The following is an 18153-nucleotide window of genomic DNA, read 5'->3' on the forward strand; positions in this document are numbered from 1 at the left end:
GAAAGCCCGATAGTTTAGGCCCCCAGCCTCAATGCCCGTGACGGGGCCTGGCGCGAGGCCGGGCATCGGCCGTGGAGGAATGCACGGGTTCCAGCAGCGCAAAGTCGATGAACCCGCGTTCCACGTCGGTGTGTTTGAGCTCCACGCGCAGCAGCTGGCCCACGCGCAGCGGCGGCAGGTGCCCGATCAGCCGCCCCTCCACCGGGGGCGCCAGCAGACGCACCCAGGTGGCCGAGGCCTCGGTGCCAGTCACCAGCGCGTCGAACGATTGGCCCACAAAGCGCTCCAGGTACAGCGCGGCCTCGCACTTGCGCAGCTTGCGCTCCACCTTGCGCGAGGCGTCTTCCTGGCGGGTGCAGTGCTGTGCCAGCGCCTGCAGTTCGGCGTCGCTGTAAGGCATGGGCTGCTGGGCCAGCGCGGCCTTCACCATGCGCTGCGTGATCAGGTCCGGAAAGCGCCGGTTCGGCGCGGTGGAGTGGGTGTAGTCGCGCAGTGCCAGCCCGAAGTGGCCCAGCGGACGCTGGCCCGCCTGCTCGACCACGTATTCGCCCGAGCCCATCAGCTTCACGATGACCAGCGACAGGTCGGGGAAACGCAGCGGGTCGGCCGCGTGCCGCCGCGCCAGAAAGGCTTCCAGCGCGCGTGAGTCGGGGCTGCCGGGCAAGGTTTCGCCGTACCGGGCCGCCACCTCCACGATGCGCATCCAGCGCTCGGGCGAACGCACCACCCGGCGCAGCGAGCGCCCGCTGTGCCGCGCCAGGAAGTGGGCGGTGCAGGTGTTGGTGGCGATCATCAGCTCTTCGATCAACTGGCGCGCGCGGTTCTGCACCTGCTGCTCGATGCCCACCAGTTGCCCGCCGTCAAACACGGCCCGCGGCTGGAAGGTCTCCAGCGCCAGCGAGCCCTGGGCATGCCGGGCTTGGCGCAGGGACTGGGCCACCTGGTCCTGCAGGCGCAGTTGCTGGTCCATGCCGCTCACGCGGGCTGCGGCCTCGGGCAGCGGGCCCTGGCCCTCCAGCCAGGCGGCCACCGCGTCATAGGCCAGCTTGGCCTGGTTGTGCACCCGGGCCCGGTACAGGCACGCAGCGTGCACGCTGGCATCGGCATGGATCACCATCTCGGTCACCAGGGCCAGCCGGTCCGCCTCGGGGTTGAGCGAGGTGAGGTCATAACACAGGGCCTCGGGCAGCATCGGAAAAATCCGCGCCGACGTGTAGACCGAGGTGGTGTTGAAACAGGCATGCTCGTCGATCGCCGAACCTTGAGGCACCACGCTGTCGACATCGGCAATCGCCACCCACACGCGGGTGGCGCCGTCGGGCAGGGCCTCGGCCACGGTGAGCTGATCCAGGTCGCGCGAATCGTCGTTGTCGATCGAGCACCACAGCAAGTTGCGCAGATCGGGCAAGGCCTCATCAGGCGCCGCCGGGGCCTGCCGGATCGCGTCGACCTGGTGCTGCACGGCAGGCGAGAATTCGGGCTGCAGGCCCCGCTCGGTCATGCTGGCAGTGGCGATGCGTTGCAGGTCGGCGTAGCGGCCGGGCCGGTTGGCGTAGGGAGCAGACATGGGGCACAGCGGCCGGGGCAAGCCCGGGCAAAAAGGGGAGACAACTCATTTTGCAGCAAGCCGACCGGGTGAATGGGCTGGACCGACGCCACCCTGTGCAGGGGGCGACAGCGCTGGATCGACTCGGGCTGTTAGAGTTTTGCGCTTCAAGCGGTGCCCATTCCGGCTGCCGTCCTTGACCCGACCGCACCTGACCCGACCGCATCTGATCTGACCGCACATGACCGCACACCGCAGCGCCTCCGCCCCCTCCTCCGCTCCCGCCGCGCCGCGCCACCCTGGCGCACCGGCACCGGGCCCTGCCAAGCCCCTGTGGCGGGTGTTCCTGAGCTTTCTCGGGCCCATGTTGCTGAGCAACATCCTGCAAGCCCTGTCGGGCACCATCAACAACATCTACATCGGCCAGATCCTGGGCGTGCAGGCCATGGCTGCGGTGTCGGGCTTTTTCCCGGTGGCCTTCTTTTGCGTGTCCTTCATCATCGGCCTGGGGGCGGGTTCGTCGGTGCTGATTGGGCAGGCCTGGGGGGCCCGCGACACCGGGCGCGTCAAGGCCGTGGCCGGCACGGCCTTGTGCGTGGCCCTGCTGCTGGGCCTGATCGTGGCGCTGGTGGGGGGCAGTTTCACCCCGGCGCTGATGCGTGCCCTGGGCACCCCAGCCAACATCCTGGACGAGGCCACGGCCTATGCCCGCATCGTGCTGCTCAACATGCCGATGATGTTCCTCTTCCTGCTGATCACCGCGATGCTGCGGGGCGTCAGCGACACCGTCACGCCACTCAAGGCGCTGCTGCTGTCCACCGCGCTGGGCCTGGTGTTCACGCCGGCCTTCATCCTGGGCTGGGCGGGTCTGCCGCGCATGGGGGTGGCCAGTGGTGCCCTGGCCTCGGTCTTGTCCACGGCCTGCGCGCTGCTGTGGCTGGGCTGGCACCTGCGCCGCCGCCTGCATCCCCTGGCACCCGATGCCGCATTGCTGCGACACCTGCGCATCGAGCCCCGACTGCTGGCCACGGTGCTGCGCATCGGTGTGCCCACGGGGCTGCAGATGATCGTCATCTCGCTGGCCGAACTGGCCCTGCTGTCCCTGGTCAACGGCTTTGGCTCGGACGCCACGGCGGCCTATGGTGCGGTGAACCAGATCGTGGCCTATGTGCAGTTTCCGGCCATCTCGATCGCCATCACGGCCTCCATCCTGGGCGCCCAGGCCATCGGGGCCGGGCGCAGCGAGCGCCTGGGCGACATTGCGCGCACGGGCCTCTTGATGAACCTGGTGCTCACCGGGGCCCTGGTCACCGTGGCCTATCTGTTCTCGCGCGCCGTGATCGGGTTTTTCATCACCAGCGCCCCGGTGCTGGAGCTGGCCCAGAACCTGTTGCACATCATGCTGTGGAGCAGCGTGATCTTTGGCATGGCCAGCGTGTTGTCGGGCGTGATGCGGGCCAGTGGCTCGGTGCTGGCGCCCACCGCCATTTCGATCTTCTGCATCCTGGGGGTCGAGGTGCCTGTGGCCGTGCTCATGAGCCGCCACATCGGCGTGGAGGGCGTTTGGGTGGCCTACCCCGTGGCCTTCATCGCCATGCTGCTGTTGCAGAGCCTGTACTACCGGCTGGTATGGCGGCGGCGTCCGATCCGCAAGCTCGTGTGAAAGGCCCCGCGCCCCAGGCCCTCTTGGTGCTTCACAGCGTGGCCACGTAGCGCACTGCCGCCATGGCAAAGGCAAACACCAGCCCTTGCATGAAGCGGTTGCGCACTGGCACCGGGGAGCCGCGTTGGGCACGCCAGTGCCCGATCCACGCCAGCACGGCGCCCGACAACAAGGGCGACAGTGCCAGATTCGCCAGGCGAAGGCCCTTGCCCGGCAGCAGCGAGTGGGGCAGCACCAGCAGGCTCAGGGCCCCCACGGCCAGGCCCAGCAAGGCATAGCCCAGCAAGGTCACCAGCGGGTGGGGTGGTGCCCGGCGTTCGGGCTTGCGAACCAGGTGCAGGCCCCATTCCGCCAGCAGTTCGCCCATCACCTGCAGCACCACCTCGCCGAAGATCTCGAACACCAATTCGAACAGAAATTCCATCGTGGCAGGTCCTTGGTTCAATGAAAGCGCTGATCGAGCCAGCGCCGGGCCAGGGCGGCGATGTCGGCCGGGCTCAGGGGCTCGGTGGTGTCCACCGACAGCACCCAGGGCAGCTCGTCCGCCTCGGGCCCGCCGGGGCCCCTCAACTGGCTTTGCAGCACTTCGGGCGTGGCCTCCGAGGCATCATCGCCGCGGGCCTGCCGCGCCTGGATGCGAGCGCGCATCAGCGCGGGGTCGCAGTGACAGTGCAGCACTCCAAAAGGCCGGCCCAGCGAACGGGCCAGGGCCTGGAAGCGGTCGCGTTCACCGCGCCTCAAAAAGGCCGCATCCACCACCACGGGCCAGCCCGCGCGCAAGGCCATGTCGGCCTGCTCAAGCAGACGGTCAAAGGTGCGGCGTGTGGCTTCAGGCGTGTAAAGCGACAGCCCCAGTGCCTCGGAACGCTGCAGCGCCTGCAGGCCGAACAAGCGCTTGCGCTCCACGTCCGAGCGCAGGCGCACGGCCCCGGTGGCTTGCAGCAATTGCGCCGCCACCGTGGATTTGCCCGAGCCCGACAGGCCCAGCGTGATCAGCAGGCGTGGCCCGCCTGGCTGGCCCTGGCTCAGGTGTTGCGCGCAGGCCAGGTAGTCGGGCGCGCCCGACTGCGGTGGGCTCAGGGTGGCCACCAGGGCGCGCACCAGAGCACGCGCCACCTCGTAGAAACGCAGCACCGCCAGCCCTGCATGGTCGCCAGTCTGCTGCAGGTAGTGGTCCAGCACCCAGGCTGCCAGATCAGGACGACCGTGGGCGTGCAGGTCCATGGTCAGAAAGCCCAGGTCGTTCATCACATCGATCCAGCGCAGGGCCGGGTCGAACTCGATGCAGTCGAAACCCGTGGCGCCTTCATCGGTCAGCACACAGTTGCTCAGGTGCAGGTCGCCATGGCCTTCGCGCACCCAGCCCTGTTCCAGCCGGGCCTGCCAGACCGGGGCCAGCACCCCGGCCTGGGCCTGGAGCCACTGGCGCAGTGCCGCCACCGAGCCTTCACCCTTGCCCAGGGCCGCCTGCAACTGCGCCTGCAACTGCGCCAGCACCTGCAGCGCCACCTGTTCGATCTGGGGTGCCTGGCCCCAGCCCTGCCCGGGGCGGGCCACGGCCGCCTGCTGGTGAAAGCAACCCAGGCGCTGCGCCAGGTCCTGCAGCTCTTCGGCGCGCAGCAAACCGGCGGCCAGCCGTTCGCTGAGCAGGGCACCCGGGGCAAAGCGGCGCATGTGCACCGCGTACTCGATGGCGGGCCCCTCGCCGCCCAGCACCGGGGCCTCGGGGGTGCCGGTGATGGCCTGCACGCCGAGGTACAGCTGCGGTGCCAGGCGCTGGTTCAGGCGCTGCTCCTCTTCGCAGAAGTGCCTGCGCAGCGCCAGCGTGCTGAAGTCCACAAAGGGCAGCCGCACCGGCTTCTTGAGTTTGTAGGCGCTGGGGCCTGCCAGCAGCACCCACGAGATGTGGGTTTCGATCAGGCGCACGGGCTGCCCGGTGCTGGCCTGCAGCCCGGCCTGCAGGGCATGGATCAGCACGGCGTCCGCACCGGGAAGGATGGGCTTGCTGGGGTTCATGGGGCCCCAGTGTGCCGCACCACGCGGCGGCCGGCTTGACCTGGGGCAAGCCGGCCTTGCGGGCCAGCGCTGGCTCAGTCCATGGGTGCCCGGGTGAACACTGCCAGCCCCTCGGCCCAGGCGCTGAAGTCGGCCAGGTGCGGGCAACGTGTCGCGCCGATCTGCCCTGGCAGCATTCTTTGCGCAAACGACCAGGCGACGGTGGCACTCACGCCGGCCTGGGTCAGGGCCGGGGCCTGGCGTGGCCAGGGCGCACGTGCCAGGTCGGTCTCGAGTGCATCGAAGGCAGCCAGTGCCTGGCCACGCACCCGCTCCAGCCAGGGGCCGTGTTGTTTCTCGGGCGGGCGCAGCTGCAGCTCGTAGACGATCTGAACTGTTTTCTCGCAGGCTGCCAGGGCCAGCCCCGTGGCCCGCAGGGCCTGCAGTCGAGCTGGGCCGGCTGCAGGCCACAGACTGGTGGTGGCGAGTGATTCGAGGTGGTCCAGAATCAGCCCGGAGTCCATCAGCACCGTCCCGTCGTCGCACACCAGGGTGGGTGCCTTGACCACCGGGTTGATGGCCGAAAATTCGGCGTACTGCCTGAACACCGACACCGGCCGATGTTCAAAGGGCAGGCCCAGCCAGTGCATCGACACCGCAACGCGGCGAACATAGGGCGAATCCAGCATGCCTATCAATTGCATCTTCAGGTCCTTCAGAGGAAAGATGCTGACGATAGGCCGGTGGTGCCGATATCGGAATGGGCAACCATCGAAAATCAAGCCCTGGCGCCGATGCCTCATCGGTGGCGTTGGGGTCTCCTGAAAGCGTGTATGAAACTTGACCCCAAAGACCTTCAGATTCTGCAAGCCCTGCAACGTGACGCGCGCCAGAGCCTGGCCGCGCTGGGCAAGCGCATCGGGCTGTCGCAGCCTGCCATGAGCGAGCGCGTGCGCAAGCTTGAAGACGCAGGGGTGATCGAGGGTTATGGTGCCCGGGTCAATCTGCGGGCCCTGGGCGTGGGCTTGCAGGCCATCATCCGCATTGAGACCACGCATGCCTACATCGCACGGTACGTGGCCTTGTTCGAGTCGATGGACGAGGTGCTGGAGGCCGACCGCGTGACCGGCGAAGACTGTTTCATCGTGCGCTGCGCGATTGCCGAACCCGCCGACCTGCAACGGGTGGTGGACACCCTGGCTGCCCATGGCAGCGTCACGACCTCTCTGGTGTTGTCGAGCCCAGTGCGCAAGGTGGTGACGGTGCAGGCAGCGCTTCGTTAGGGCGCCCTCCGGCAGGCTCAGTTCTTCAGGCCCCACCAGCCGGGCAGCAGGCGGCGCACCTCGGGCCGGGCAAAGCGGTCGTCCAGCAGGTGGATCACGCCTTGGTCGTCGGGCCCGCGGATCACCCGTCCGGCGGCCTGCACCACTTTCTGGAGACCGGGGTAGAGGTAGGTGTAGTCGTAGCCGGCATGAAACTGGGCCTGCAGCCGGCGGCGGATTTCTTCGTTGACGGGGTTGAGTTGCGGCAGGCCCAGGGTGGCCACAAAGGCACCGATCAGCCGCCGGCCCGGCAGATCGATGCCTTCGGCAAAGGCCCCGCCCAGCACGGCGAAGCCGATGCCCTGACCCTCGTCCTGGAAGCGAGCCAGAAAGCCCTGCTGCTCGGCTTCGCTCATGCCCCTTGATTGGCTCCAGCAAGGCAGTTGGGGGTGACGTTGGGCCAGGCGGGCTGCGGCCTGCTGCAGGTAATCGTGGCTGCTGAAAAAGGCCAGGTAATTGCCGGGCCGGGCCTGGTACTGCGCGGCCATGCGATCCACCAGGGGGTCGAGCGAGGCCACGCGGTGCTGGAAGCGGGTGGACAGGTTCAGGGCCGTGTGCACCTGCAACTGGGCGGCCTGGAACGGTGACTCGACCTCGATGCAGGCGGTGTTGTCGGGCAGGCCCAGCAGGTCGGCGTGGTAGTGCATGGGTTGCAGCGTGGCCGAGAACAGCGTGGCGGTGCGGGCACTGGCAAAACGCGCGCGCAGAAAGTGCGCCGGCACCAGGTTGCGCAGGCACAGCACCGATTGCCCGGGCACGGGGCTGGCCGCCGGGCCGGGGCTTGTGTCCACCATCGAATGCGGGCCGAACTGCTCCAGCAGGCGGCCCAGTTGCAGGGCTTCGAATTGAAAGTCGAGCAGGGCCGGGTCGTTGTCGCTGGGGTGTTCGGTCTGATGCTCGGCCAGGGTGCTGAGGGCTTGTTGCAGGGCGGCCAGCAGCTTGGGTGGGAAGTGGTCGTGTACCTGGTAATGCGGGCCTTGCGCGTTGTCGTGTGCCTTGTCGTGGGCCACCCAGGCCCGGCCGACCCGGGCCAGGGCCTGGCGCACCGGCACCGACTGCTGGGCGGTGGGGCTTTGGCGTGCCCGGCTCAGGTGTTCGGGGCGCAGCGTCACGCTGTACATGCTGCGGGCCCGCTCCAGCAGGTTGTGGGCCTCGTCCACCAGCAGGGCCACGCGCCAGTGGTTGGCCTGCATCAGGCCGTGCAGCAGGCCGCCTGCGTCGAAGTAGTGGTGGTAGTCGCCCACCACCACATCGGCCCAGCGAGCCAGCTCCTGGCCCAGGTAGTAGGGGCAGACCTGGTGCTGCAAGGCCACGCTGCGCAGCGTGGCCTGGTCAAGCGTTGCGGTGTTGTCGAGCGCTGCGCTGCGGGCCGCGGGCAGGCGGTCGTAGAAGCCGCGGGCCAGCGGGCAGGACTCGCCATGGCAGGCCTGCTCGGGGTGTTCGCAGGCCTTGTCACGGGCCACCAGCTCCAGCACCCGCAGCGGCCAGCCCGGGGCGCGGCCCAGGCGTTGCAGCGCCGCCAGGGCGAGTGGGCGGCCCGAGGTCTTGGCGCACAGGAAAAACACCTTGTCGATCTGCTGTTCGGGTGTGGCTTTGAGCAGCGGGAACAGCGTGCCCACGGTCTTGCCGATGCCCGTGGGCGCCTGGGCCAGCAGGCAGCGCCCGCTGCGTGCGGCCTTGTACACCGCCTCGGCCAGAGGCCGCTGGCCGGTTCGGAAGTCGGGGTGCGGGAAGCCCAGTGCTTGCAGGGCCGTGTCGCGCGTTTGGCGGTGGGCCTGCTCGGCCTGGGCCCAGGCCAGAAAGCGCGCGCACTGGGCCTCGAAATGGGCTTGCAACTCAGCGGCGCTGCAGTGCCGGGTGAACACGGTCTCCTGCTCGGTGCCCACGTCCAGGTAGACCAGGGCCAGCGTCAGCCGGTCCAGGCCGTGTTGTTGGCACAGCAGCCCGCCGTAGACCAGGGCCTGGGCCCAGTGCAACTGGCGCTGGGCGGGGTTTTGCCGCTCCAGCGAACCCTTGTGGGTTTTGACTTCGTCGAGCCGGCCCTGCTCGGCATCGAAACCATCGGCGCGGCCACGCACTCGCAGCAGGCCCTGGTACAAGCCGCTGAGGGGGAGCTCGGCCTGGTAACCCGGGCCACGCCGGCGCGCCACCAGGGTGTGGCCGGCCATGCCCTCCTGCGCGCTGGGGGCGGGGGTGAAGCGCAGGTCAAGGTCGCCTTGCTTGACGGTGAACTCGCACAGTTCGCGAACGGCCACGGTGTAGACCACGGCAGCCTCCGCCTGGGGCGGTGCCGGGGCTGCGTCGCTCACACCAGCTCCTGGTTCGGGTCTTCGCCCAGGCGGGTTTGCAGTTCGTCGCCTTCACGGCGCAGCGGGGTGGCCTTGGACAGGGCCAGCCAGACCGGAAAAGGCAGCGTGCAGCGCGTGTGGCGGGCCGCACGCAGCATCTCGAACTGGCCATCGGCCAGGTTGCCATGCAGCACCCAGATCCCCAGGTGTTCAGGGATCTCATTGGGCCGTGCCACCCCGGCCGGAAACACGTAGTAGCAGGCCTCGCTCAGCCACTGATAAGCCTGGCGTTTGGCGCTGTGGCGCAGGTCGGACAGCAGATCGGCGCGGCTGAACTTGATCTCATGCACCATGGGTTGCAGGTAGGCCTCGACCGAGGTGTTGCGTACCGAAAACAGGTCGGGTCGGGCCATGCGCCACACGTGGGGCGCGGAGGCCGGCGCAGGCGGGGCTTCGTCGGGCCAGAGCGTGGGTTCTGCGGGGGCGGTGTGGGTGTCCGTGTCGGGCCCGGCTGGCGGCATCGGTGGGTCAACCTCCGGGGTCTGTCCTGGCGGGTCGATGGCGGCGCGCAACGAGAGTTCGCGCCACACGATGCGGCCCGTGGCCATCAGGTGCTCGGCAAAGCGTTGCGCCAGCCGGTCGTGGGCACTCAGGGCCCGCAGGCTGCGCTGGCGCGCCTGCGCCAAGGTCTGGATGCCGGCCTCGGTCAGGCGCAGGCATTCGTGGCCCTCAGGGGTGGTCTGCATCGCCACCAGGCCCGCGGCCAGCAGGTCGATCTCCAGGCCGTCCTTGCTCGGCCAGCCGGCCGAGCGCCAGATCTGCATCAGGCGGGTGCGGTGAAAGCGGGTCAGGGTCAGTTCCGTCATGGGGTGCGGCGTCAGCGGTGCGGCGGGCGATGGCTGATTTTATATACAGTATGACGCGCCGACCATGGTCGCTTGTGGGGGCCCGGTTGGCGGGTGGGGTTCCCTCGGGTCTCCATGACATCTTGATGGCAGGATTGTTGTCGAAATTGAAATTCTTATTTGAATATCTAGCGGTTTTGTTGTGGTGATTGCTTGTCTACAGTCGCGTCATTCGGGGTCAGGCCCAAGGCCGGCCCGGTTTGATCTTCCAACGCCACTGACCGCGAGAACCTGACACCATGAAGCCCACTCAACTCACCGCCCTCTTGTTTGCAGCCCTGGCCGCCGTGGCCAGCGTGTCGGCCCAGGCCGATGTGCGCAGCCGCGCCGAAGTCGAAGCCGAAGCGGTCAAGGCCGCCAAAGATTCGGCCGTGTCGGTCGACTCCAAGTCCAAGGTCGCGCCTGTGATGAACAGCACCCGCACCCGTGCCGAGGTCGAAGCCGAAGCCATCAAGGCGGCCCGCGATTCGGCCGTGTCGGTGGATTCCAAGTCCAAGGTGGCCCCGGCCTTGCCCAACAGCCGCGACCGGGCCGAGGTGGACGTGGAAGCCGTCAAGGCCGCCAAGGATTCGGCCGTGTCGGTCGACTCCAAATCCAAGGTGTTCCCGGTGCTGCGCTGAGCCCGGTCCCGCTTGTCACCCCGCAAAAAAGGCTGGCCTGTTGGTCAGCCTTTTTTTCGTCTGTGCGGCCTCAGTTCAGGGCGGCGCGTCGGGCCAGGGCCAGGGGGCGTGCGTGGCAGCCTTCCAGGTGGTCATTGACCAGGCCCATGGCCTGCATGAAGGCATACATCGTGGTGGGGCCGACAAAACTCCAGCCCCGCTTTTTGAGGTCTTTGGACAGGGCCACTGATTCGGCCGAGGTGGTCAGGCCCTGCAGGCTCAGCGAGGTGATGGCATCGGGGCGGCTGCCGGCCGGAGGCTCGAAGCGCCAGAAGTAGGTCGCCAGGCTGCCGAACTCGTCGCGCAGCGCCTGGGCACGGCGTGCGTTGTTGAGCGTGGAGGCGATCTTGCCGCGATGCCGAACGATGCCCGGGTTGAGCAGCAGTCGGGCGATGTCGGCTTCGCCCAGGGCCGCCACGCGGTCGATGTCAAAGCCTTCGAACGCCTGGCGGAAGCCCTCGCGCTTGTTCAGGATGGTCAGCCAGCTCAGGCCGGCCTGAAAGCCCTCCAGGCAGATCTTTTCGAACAGCCGGGTGTCGTCGTGCACCGGAAAGCCCCACTCGGCGTCGTGGTAGCGCTGGTATTCAGGGGTGGCGCGGCACCACACACAGCGCAGGGTCTGGTGATCGTCCTTGAACAGGCCGGCAGGGGGGGGGCTGAGGTCGGGCATGGCGAAGACTGTGATGGTTGGGGTGGCTGTAAATAATCACAGTATAAAAGCAGGAAGCCGGCTTGGGCACCCCCCTGTGCGCCGGGCTCAGTCCTGGGCCGTCTTGCAGAAGATGCAGTCACGTTGCGGGGCGGCGGCGGGCTCGGCGTGGTTGCAGCAGTGCTCCAGCCAGGCGCTGACCAATTTGTAGGCCGACAGGTTGGCGCGTGCGCTGGGGGCACACAGGTAGTAGCCCAGAGGGCTTTGGTAGCGGTCGCCCAGGGGCTCGACCAGGCTGCCCGCCTGCAACTCGTCTTCGACCAGGCAGGTGGGCACGATGGCCACGCCAAAGCCCGACACCGCAGCGCGGATGATCAGCGAGTACAGGTTGAAGCCCGGCCCGAAGCGGCTGCCCGTGGTGTCGCACTGGTGTGCCTGCAGCCAGTCGTGCCAGGCCAGCGGCACCTCGATGTGCTGCAGCAAGGTGGCACGCTGCAGGTCTTGCGGGCAGCGCAGCGCCAGGCTGTCACGCAGTTGCGGGCTGCACACCAGGCTGGTTTCCTGGCCGATCAGGTAGCGTGCGTTGGCGCTGGGCCAGTTGCCATAGCCGAACTGGATCGCAGCATCGAATTCGTAGGGCACCGCAAAGTCATGGGCATGCTGGTAGCGCACAAAGTTCAGCGTGACCTGCGGCAGGGTGCGCTTGAAGTGGCCCAGGCGTGGGAACAGCCATTGCGCCGCAAACGTGGGGGGCACCGACAGGTTCAGGGCTCCGCCATTGCCGCCGTAAGACATCAGCTGCGCCGTGGCCGATTCAAGTGCGGCCATGGCTGGGCGGGTGGCGTTGAGGTAGGTGGCCCCAGCCTCGGTCAGTTCCAGGCCGGCGCTTTTGCGCATGAACAGTTTCTGGCCCAGGTAGTCCTCCAGCGAGGCAATGTGGCGGCTGATGGCGCTTTGGGTCACGCACAGGTCTTTGGCCGCCATGGTGAAGGCCTGGTGCTTGGCGGCGGCATGGAAGGCGTTCAGTTCCGAGATGGTGGGGCACAGTCGTCGCATGGCGGCCTATGAGTAGAAGTCATGGTGTGGTGAGATTTTAGGCATTGCAGCCAGGCGCGATTGGCCCGATAAATGCAACATATTCAAGCCATCAACGGACATTTTCAGAGGGAAAGCCCTGGTCTAACCGTTTGATTGCCGGAGTGCCAGGCCCGGGCATTGAACCCGAAGCCATGAGTAATTTGCTGTGTCCAACTGATTTTTGAACGCCCATGACCCACTTGCTGATCGTCAACAGCCATGTTCTGGATGTGCATGCCCTCACGCTGCGCAGCGGCCTCTCGGTGCTGGTCTCGGACGGGCGCATCGCCGCCGTGGGCACCGAGCTGAGCGTGCCCGCAGGCTGCACCACGCTTGACGCCCAGGGCATGACGCTGATGCCTGGCCTGATCGACTGCCATGTGCACACGGTGGCCTCGTCGTTCAATTTGGGCGGGGTGGCCCGCCAGCCCAACGTGTTCGTGATGCTGCGCGCCCTGCCCATCATGAAGGCCATGCTTGAGCGTGGCTTCACCTCGGTGCGCGATGCCGGGGGGGCCGACTGGTCGCTGGCTGAAGCTGTGCGCACCGGACTGGTGCCGGGTCCGCGCCTGTTCACCTCGGGCAAGGCGCTGTCGCAGACCGGGGGCCACGCCGACTTCAGGCCGCGCAACGACGATCTGGACGCCTGCTCGTGTGCCTACAAGCTGGGCAACATCGGGCGCGTGGTGGATGGCGTCGACGCCTGCCGGCTGGCCGTGCGTGAAGAGATTCTCAAGGGGGCCAGTCAGATCAAGGTGATGGCCTCGGGCGGCGTGGCCTCGCCCAATGACCCGATCGGCAACCTGGGCTACTCCGAAGCCGAGCTGCGCGCCATCGTTGAAGAAGCCGGCAACGCCAACACCTACGTGATGGCCCACGCCTACACCCCGCGCGCGATCGCCCGCGCCGTGCGCTGCGGCGTGCGCACCATCGAGCATGGCAACCTGGTGGACGCACCCACCGCCGAGCTGATGGCTGAACAGGGCGCCTACATGGTGCCCACCCTGATCACCTACGAAGGCCTGGCCAATGAGGGCGAGCGCTACGGGCTGCCGGCGGCCTCGATCGCCAAGATCGAATCGGTGCGTGGCCAGGGCCGACAGGCCATCGAGATCCTGGCGCGGGCCGGCGTGAAGATGGGCCTGGGCAGCGATCTGCTGGGCGAGACCCACCCGCTGCAATCCGACGAGCTGCGCCTGCGCGCCGACATCCTGGGCAATGGCCCGGTGCTGCAGCAGGCCACCCTGATCGGGGCCGAGATCCTGGGCCAGACCGGCCAATTGGGCGAGGTCACGGTCGGGGCCATCGCCGACCTGCTGCTGGTGGACGGCAACCCCCTGACCGACATCAGCTGCCTGCTGAACCAGGGTGAACGCATCCGCGTCATCGTCAAGGATGGGCAGATGCACAAGAACACCCTCTGACCCATTCCTAGTCTCCCAAGGCTTCCGCATTTCCAGCCCCCCTCTTCCCTTCTTGGAGAACCCTCATGCAACGTCGTCAACTTGTCCAGCTCACCGGTCTGGCCGCCGCGCTCTCGTGCCTGCCCCGCCTCAGCTTTGCCCAGCAGGGCGAGGCGTTCCGCATCGGCTCGCTCACGCCCATCACCGGGGCGGGCAGCCCCTATGGCCCGGGCATGCAGCAGGCCATTCGCCTGGCGGTGGACGAGGTCAATGCCGCCGGGGGGGCTGGCGGCCGCAAGCTCGAACTGTTCACCGAAGACACCCAGACCAAGCCCGATGCCGCGGTGCTCGCTGCCAAGAAGCTGATCGAGGTGAACAAGGTGCAGGCGGTGCTGGGAACCTGGGCCTCGGGTGTGACCTTGGCGGTGATGCCCTTGACCGAGGCGGCGGGTCTGATCGAGATGAATGTCTCGGGTGCACCGGCCATCTCCAACCTTGACACCAAAGATCTGGTGTGGCGCTTTCAGGCCACCAATGACCGCTTCGGCGCTGCCTTTGCAGAGATCTGCGCCAAGCGCGGTTTCAAGCGCCCGGCGACGATGGCCTTCAACAACGCCTCGGGCCTGGGCAATACCGAGGGCTTCACCAAAGTCTGGAAGCAGCGCGGCGGCCAGGTGGTGGCGCATGTCACCTACGAGCCCAACCGCCCCAGCTACCGCAGTGAACTGCAGAAGATCCTGGCGGCCAAGCCCGATGTGATCGTGACCGGCTCGTACCTGCCCGACACCACCATCCTGCTGCGCGAATGGTTCCAGGCCGGTGCCGACAACAAATGGGTCATCCCCGGCTGGGCTGCCAACCCCGATCTGGTGAAGGCCCTGGGCGCCGAGGTGTGCGAAGGCATCATCTCCGTGGACACGGTCTCGAACGAGAAGAGCCCGGCCTATGCCCATTTCGACGCCCTGTTCCAGAAGGCCAGCGGCAAGCCCGCCTCGACCAACATCTACGCCGCCATGGCTTACGACATGGTGATCAGCCTGGCCCTGGCCATGGAGGCCGCCGGCCCTGGCGCCAGCATCGAGCAGATCAATGCCCGCATCCGGGATGTGAGCAACACCCCCGGCACGGCCGTGGGCAACTTTGCCGAAGGCAAGGCCTTGCTGGCCAAGAAGGGTAAGGTGAACTACGAAGGCGCCTCCAGCAAACTCGACTTCGACAAGTTCGGCGACGCCACCCCCGATTTCGGTGTGTATGTGATCGAAAAAGGCCAATTGGTGCGTCGCGACGTGGTGTCCATCAGCGCTGCGTGACGGGCCGGCGGGCCGGCCGGGCGCCTGACCCGGTGCCGGCCCGCAGGGCATGTGGCCCCACCCCGGTGAGGGGCCCAACGGGCATGACCCATGAGATGACTTGATGACCTGGATCGAATTCGCAAACCTCTTGATCAATGGCTTGATCGAAGGCCTGGTGGTGGCCTTGCCCGCCCTGGCCATGACCCTGGTGATGGGGGTCAACCGCTTTCCGAATGCGGCCAGCGGCGACCTGCTCACCACCGGTGCCTATGCCGCCGTGGCCGTGCAGTGGCTGCTGGGCTGGCCGCTGTGGGCGGCTGCCCTGCTGGGGGCGGTGATCACCGCCGCGGTGTCGGCCACCGCTTACCGGCTGATCTTCCGCCAACTGGCTGGGCGCCCCATGGTGGCCTCGATGTTGGCGGCCATCGGGCTGGGCTTTTTGCTGCGCAGCCTGATCTCGTTCTTTGCCGGTCACGACCAGCGCACCTTCGACCTGCCCCTGGTGCGGGCCTGGAACTTCGGTGGCGTGCGCCTGCTGCCCACCGACCTGGTGATCGCTGCGCTGGCGGTGGCCTGTCTCGCGCTGGTGTTCGTGCTGATCTACCGCACCAGTTTCGGTCGCCAGTTGCGCGCCGTGGCCGACAGTGCCGATCTGGCCCGGGCCAGCGGCATCCGGGCCGGGGGCTTGATGATCAGCCTGTGGTTGCTGGTGGGGGCGCTGTCCGCGGTGGGGGGCGTGCTGCTGGGCATGAAAGCCGTGGTCACCCCCGACATGGGCTGGGAAAGCCTGATCCCCGCCTTTGCCGCCATGGTGCTGGGGGGCATCGGCAGTCCGGTGGGTGCCGTTTTGGGGGCCTTGCTGCTGGGGGTGGTGCAGGAGCTGGCCGTCCCCTTGCTGGGCCCGTCGTACAAGCTGGTGCTGGCCTTTGCCGTGCTGGCCGGTGTGTTGTTGCTGCGGCCGGCCGGCTTGATGGGCCGGGTGCAGCTGGTGAGGTGAGGACGCCATGACCGCTTATCTTCTGGCCATCGGCATCGTGGCCCTCATTTATGGCTTGCTGGCCTTGGGGTTGAACCTGCAGTTCGGCCTGACCGGCCTGGTCAACTTTGGCGTCGTGGCCTTTTTTGCCGTCGGCGCCTACACCTCGGGCCTGCTGTCGCTGCAGGGCGTGCCCCTGCCGCTGAGCTTTGCGGCCGCAGCCTTGCTGGCTGGCCTGCTGGCGCTGCCCATCGGCCTGTTGTCGCTGCGTTTGCGCGACGATTACCTGGCCATCGTGACGCTGGGCTTTTCCGAGGCCGTGCGCATCACCCTTCAGCAGGAAAGCTGGCTGACCCAGGGGGTGCAAGGCCTGCCCGGTCTGCCCAAGTTGTTCGCCAGTTGGGGCCCTGCGTCGGACGCCGCGATCTTCGCTGTCCTGCTGACCGCGGTGGCCGTGGTGGCCTGGGGCACGGTGCGCCTTACCGGCAGCCCCTTCGGGCGCTTGCTCAAGGCCATCGGCGATGACGAGGCCGCCTTGTCGGCCCTGGGCAAGGACCCGGCGCGCTTCAAGGTGCAGGTGTTCATGCTGGGGGCGTCGCTGGCGGGCTTGGCGGGGGCGTTCTATGCGCACTTCATCACCTTCATCACGCCCGAGCAGTTCATTCCGCTGATCACCTTCTATGTGTGGATGGGCCTGATCATGGGCGGGGCAGGTTCGGTGCGCGGCGCCCTCTTCGGTTCGCTGTTGCTGATGGTGTTTCTTGAAGGCTCGCGCTTTGCCAAGGACTGGGTGCCCGGCGTGTCCGAAGTGGGCATGGCCAGCCTGCGCCTGGCCGCTGTGGGGCTGGCGCTGATCCTGATCACCTTGTATCGCCCCCATGGCTTGTGGGGCGGAGGAAAAAGCCAATGATGCTGAGCGTCGACAACGTGACCCGGCAGTTCGGGGGCTTCAAGGCCGTCGATGGCGTGTCCCTGCAACTGGCCGAGCGCGAGATCCTGGGCATTGCCGGCACCAATGGGGCGGGCAAGAGCACGCTGTTCGCGGCCATCGCGGGCCAGCAGCCGGCGGACGCCGGGCACATCCGCTTTGATGGCCACGATATCACCCGCCTGCCGCCCTACCGGCGTGCCCGTCTGGGCCTGGTGCGGACCTTTCAGGTGCCGCGCGAGTTCAAGAGCCTGAGCGTGCACCAGAACCTGCTGGCCGCGGCCGCCAACCCCCAGGGCGAGCGCCTGCTCAATGCCTTTGTGCGCACCCGCAGCCTGCGCGAGCACGAGGAGCAACTGGTGGCCAAGGCCGACGGCGTCCTGCAGTTCCTCAACCTCAGTCGGGTGCGCGACAAGCTGGCGGGGGGCTTGTCCGGGGGGCAGAAAAAGCTGGTCGAGTTGGGCCGCGTGCTGATGCTCGATCCACGCTGCATCCTGCTTGACGAACCCTTTGCCGGCGTCAACCCGGTGCTGATCGAGGAGATCTGCGAGCGTGTGCGCGAACTCCATGCCCGAGGCATTGCCTTCATCGTCATTGAACACCACCTGCAGGCGCTCAAGGCGCTGTCGCAGCGCATGATCGTGATGGACCGAGGCCGCATCCTGGCTGAGGGCGATCCGCACACCGTGCTCGATGATCCCCGCGTCCAGGAAGCCTACATGGGAGGCGTGGTATGAGTGGCTCTTTGCTTGAGATCCGTGCGTTGCGCGGCGGCTATTCCGAGGTGGACATCATTCAGGGCATCGATCTGAATGTGGCGCCGGGTCAGATCGTCACCATCGCCGGCACCAATGGCGCTGGCAAGTCGACCCTGGTGAAGGCCTTGCTGGGCTTGCTGCCACGTGTGCAGGGCGAGATCGTGCTGGACGGGCGCTCCATCACGCGGCTGGGCGCCGAAGACCGCTTTGATGCGGGGCTGGCCTACGTGCCCCAGGTGGCCAATGTGTTCGCCTCGCTCACCGTGCGCGAGAACCTGCAGGTGGTGCGTGGTGTGCCCGACCTCAAGCGCCGCATGGACGAGGTGCTGGCCGATTTCCCGGCCCTGGTCGAACGCCTGGGCCAACCTGCCAGCAACCTGTCCGGCGGCGAGCGCCAGCAACTGGCTTTCGCACGCGCCCTGATGCCCTCGCCGCGCATCATGGTGCTGGATGAGCCCACGGCCGCCCTCGCGCCCTCGCTGGTGGGCAAGGTCTTCGACATGGTGAAGGCGCTGCCTGCGGCCGGCGTGGCCGTGCTGATGGTCGAGCAGCGCGCCCGCCAGGCGCTGCAGATCAGCCAGCAGGGCTACATCCTGGACCAGGGCCGCTGCGTGCTGGCCGGCCCGGCCCATGAGCTGCTGGGCGATGAGCGCATGGCGCAGCTGTACCTGGGGAGCCATTGAGAGGGGCCT

The 18153-nt window shown here is 67.5% G+C and carries 17 protein-coding genes; 9 read left to right on the forward strand and 8 right to left on the reverse strand.

What is annotated here, in order from left to right:
- Positions 1 to 28: 28 nt before the first annotated feature.
- On the reverse strand, positions 29 to 1567 hold the full coding sequence (locus AC07VS_RS09920; RefSeq protein WP_494750862.1) for an RNB domain-containing ribonuclease: 1539 nt from the start codon (positions 1565 to 1567) through the stop codon (positions 29 to 31).
- A 343-nt stretch (positions 1568 to 1910) separates the two neighbouring features.
- Between AC07VS_RS09920 and AC07VS_RS09925 the strand changes: the two genes are divergently transcribed.
- Entirely contained in the window at positions 1911 to 3209 is a 1299-nt protein-coding gene (locus tag AC07VS_RS09925; protein ID WP_492348643.1) for an MATE family efflux transporter, read from the forward strand.
- Between the two features lie 31 nt (positions 3210 to 3240).
- On the opposite strand, the gene AC07VS_RS09930 is transcribed toward AC07VS_RS09925, so the two are convergent.
- The 3 genes from AC07VS_RS09930 to AC07VS_RS09940 form a co-directional block, all read right to left on the reverse strand.
- On the reverse strand, positions 3241 to 3633 hold the full coding sequence (locus AC07VS_RS09930) for a hypothetical protein (RefSeq protein ID WP_494750863.1): 393 nt from the start codon (positions 3631 to 3633) through the stop codon (positions 3241 to 3243).
- Between the two features lie 17 nt (positions 3634 to 3650).
- On the reverse strand, positions 3651 to 5225 hold the full coding sequence (locus AC07VS_RS09935) for a bifunctional aminoglycoside phosphotransferase/ATP-binding protein (protein WP_494750864.1): 1575 nt from the start codon (positions 5223 to 5225) through the stop codon (positions 3651 to 3653).
- A 74-nt stretch (positions 5226 to 5299) separates the two neighbouring features.
- Positions 5300 to 5908: a glutathione S-transferase family protein gene (locus AC07VS_RS09940; RefSeq protein ID WP_492348620.1), complete on the reverse strand. Its 609-nt coding sequence runs from the start codon at positions 5906 to 5908 to the stop codon at positions 5300 to 5302.
- Between the two features lie 129 nt (positions 5909 to 6037).
- On the opposite strand from AC07VS_RS09940, the gene AC07VS_RS09945 reads away from it, so the two are divergent.
- Positions 6038 to 6487 (forward strand): Lrp/AsnC family transcriptional regulator, encoded by a 450-nt coding sequence (locus tag AC07VS_RS09945; protein WP_492348619.1) that lies wholly within the window; start codon positions 6038 to 6040, stop codon positions 6485 to 6487.
- A gap of 17 nt (positions 6488 to 6504) precedes the next feature.
- Here AC07VS_RS09945 and AC07VS_RS09950 read toward each other — a convergent pair whose 3' ends face one another.
- Together AC07VS_RS09950 and AC07VS_RS09955 are read right to left on the reverse strand one after the other, a co-directional pair.
- On the reverse strand, positions 6505 to 8835 hold the full coding sequence (locus AC07VS_RS09950; protein ID WP_492348618.1) for an ATP-dependent DNA helicase: 2331 nt from the start codon (positions 8833 to 8835) through the stop codon (positions 6505 to 6507).
- A complete protein-coding gene (locus AC07VS_RS09955; protein WP_494750865.1) occupies positions 8832 to 9680 on the reverse strand; it encodes a hypothetical protein in 849 nt (282 codons plus the stop codon). Before AC07VS_RS09955 ends, AC07VS_RS09950 begins: the two co-directional genes overlap by 4 nt.
- A gap of 278 nt (positions 9681 to 9958) precedes the next feature.
- On the opposite strand from AC07VS_RS09955, the gene AC07VS_RS09960 reads away from it, so the two are divergent.
- Positions 9959 to 10339 (forward strand): hypothetical protein, encoded by a 381-nt coding sequence (locus AC07VS_RS09960; RefSeq protein ID WP_492348616.1) that lies wholly within the window; start codon positions 9959 to 9961, stop codon positions 10337 to 10339.
- Between the two features lie 70 nt (positions 10340 to 10409).
- Here the strand turns inward: AC07VS_RS09960 and AC07VS_RS09965 are convergent, their stop codons facing one another.
- Together AC07VS_RS09965 and AC07VS_RS09970 are read right to left on the reverse strand one after the other, a co-directional pair.
- A complete protein-coding gene (locus tag AC07VS_RS09965) occupies positions 10410 to 11048 on the reverse strand; it encodes a DNA-3-methyladenine glycosylase I (RefSeq protein ID WP_494750866.1) in 639 nt (212 codons plus the stop codon).
- Positions 11049 to 11135: 87 nt separating this feature from the next.
- Positions 11136 to 12083, reverse strand: a complete 948-nt coding sequence (locus AC07VS_RS09970) for a LysR substrate-binding domain-containing protein (protein WP_494655850.1) — start codon at positions 12081 to 12083, stop codon at positions 11136 to 11138.
- Between the two features lie 212 nt (positions 12084 to 12295).
- On the opposite strand from AC07VS_RS09970, the gene AC07VS_RS09975 reads away from it, so the two are divergent.
- From AC07VS_RS09975 to AC07VS_RS10000, 6 genes are all read left to right on the forward strand, one after another.
- Entirely contained in the window at positions 12296 to 13528 is a 1233-nt protein-coding gene (locus AC07VS_RS09975; RefSeq protein ID WP_494750867.1) for a metal-dependent hydrolase family protein, read from the forward strand.
- A 65-nt stretch (positions 13529 to 13593) separates the two neighbouring features.
- On the forward strand, positions 13594 to 14817 hold the full coding sequence (locus AC07VS_RS09980; RefSeq protein ID WP_494750868.1) for an ABC transporter substrate-binding protein: 1224 nt from the start codon (positions 13594 to 13596) through the stop codon (positions 14815 to 14817).
- A gap of 103 nt (positions 14818 to 14920) precedes the next feature.
- Positions 14921 to 15796 (forward strand): branched-chain amino acid ABC transporter permease, encoded by an 876-nt coding sequence (locus tag AC07VS_RS09985; RefSeq protein ID WP_492348611.1) that lies wholly within the window; start codon positions 14921 to 14923, stop codon positions 15794 to 15796.
- Between the two features lie 7 nt (positions 15797 to 15803).
- Complete coding sequence (locus tag AC07VS_RS09990) at positions 15804 to 16685, forward strand: branched-chain amino acid ABC transporter permease (RefSeq protein ID WP_492348610.1); 882 nt, start codon at positions 15804 to 15806, stop codon at positions 16683 to 16685.
- Positions 16682 to 17440: an ABC transporter ATP-binding protein gene (locus AC07VS_RS09995; RefSeq protein WP_494750869.1), complete on the forward strand. Its 759-nt coding sequence runs from the start codon at positions 16682 to 16684 to the stop codon at positions 17438 to 17440. Before AC07VS_RS09990 ends, AC07VS_RS09995 begins: the two co-directional genes overlap by 4 nt.
- Positions 17437 to 18144, forward strand: a complete 708-nt coding sequence (locus tag AC07VS_RS10000; protein ID WP_492348608.1) for an ABC transporter ATP-binding protein — start codon at positions 17437 to 17439, stop codon at positions 18142 to 18144. The genes AC07VS_RS09995 and AC07VS_RS10000 overlap by 4 nt, the downstream gene beginning before the upstream one ends.
- Positions 18145 to 18153 lie beyond the last annotated feature (9 nt).

The sequence above is a fragment of the Curvibacter sp. GW821-FHT01G03 genome, assembly GCF_059422285.1.

Coding starts and splice junctions, on each gene's coding strand:
- AC07VS_RS09955 (WP_494750865.1), bottom strand. CDS start 9,680: ATGACGGAACTGACCCTGACCCGCTTTCACCGCACCCGCCTGATGCAG.
- AC07VS_RS09980 (WP_494750868.1), top strand. CDS start 13,594: ATGCAACGTCGTCAACTTGTCCAGCTCACCGGTCTGGCCGCCGCGCTC.
- AC07VS_RS09920 (WP_494750862.1), bottom strand. CDS start 1,567: ATGTCTGCTCCCTACGCCAACCGGCCCGGCCGCTACGCCGACCTGCAA.
- AC07VS_RS09965 (WP_494750866.1), bottom strand. CDS start 11,048: ATGCCCGACCTCAGCCCCCCCCCTGCCGGCCTGTTCAAGGACGATCAC.
- AC07VS_RS09975 (WP_494750867.1), top strand. CDS start 12,296: ATGACCCACTTGCTGATCGTCAACAGCCATGTTCTGGATGTGCATGCC.
- AC07VS_RS09970 (WP_494655850.1), bottom strand. CDS start 12,083: ATGCGACGACTGTGCCCCACCATCTCGGAACTGAACGCCTTCCATGCC.
- AC07VS_RS09985 (WP_492348611.1), top strand. CDS start 14,921: ATGACCTGGATCGAATTCGCAAACCTCTTGATCAATGGCTTGATCGAA.
- AC07VS_RS09990 (WP_492348610.1), top strand. CDS start 15,804: ATGACCGCTTATCTTCTGGCCATCGGCATCGTGGCCCTCATTTATGGC.
- AC07VS_RS09940 (WP_492348620.1), bottom strand. CDS start 5,908: ATGCAATTGATAGGCATGCTGGATTCGCCCTATGTTCGCCGCGTTGCG.
- AC07VS_RS09960 (WP_492348616.1), top strand. CDS start 9,959: ATGAAGCCCACTCAACTCACCGCCCTCTTGTTTGCAGCCCTGGCCGCC.
- AC07VS_RS09995 (WP_494750869.1), top strand. CDS start 16,682: ATGATGCTGAGCGTCGACAACGTGACCCGGCAGTTCGGGGGCTTCAAG.
- AC07VS_RS09925 (WP_492348643.1), top strand. CDS start 1,911: ATGTTGCTGAGCAACATCCTGCAAGCCCTGTCGGGCACCATCAACAAC.
- AC07VS_RS09935 (WP_494750864.1), bottom strand. CDS start 5,225: ATGAACCCCAGCAAGCCCATCCTTCCCGGTGCGGACGCCGTGCTGATC.
- AC07VS_RS10000 (WP_492348608.1), top strand. CDS start 17,437: ATGAGTGGCTCTTTGCTTGAGATCCGTGCGTTGCGCGGCGGCTATTCC.
- AC07VS_RS09945 (WP_492348619.1), top strand. CDS start 6,038: ATGAAACTTGACCCCAAAGACCTTCAGATTCTGCAAGCCCTGCAACGT.
- AC07VS_RS09930 (WP_494750863.1), bottom strand. CDS start 3,633: ATGGAATTTCTGTTCGAATTGGTGTTCGAGATCTTCGGCGAGGTGGTG.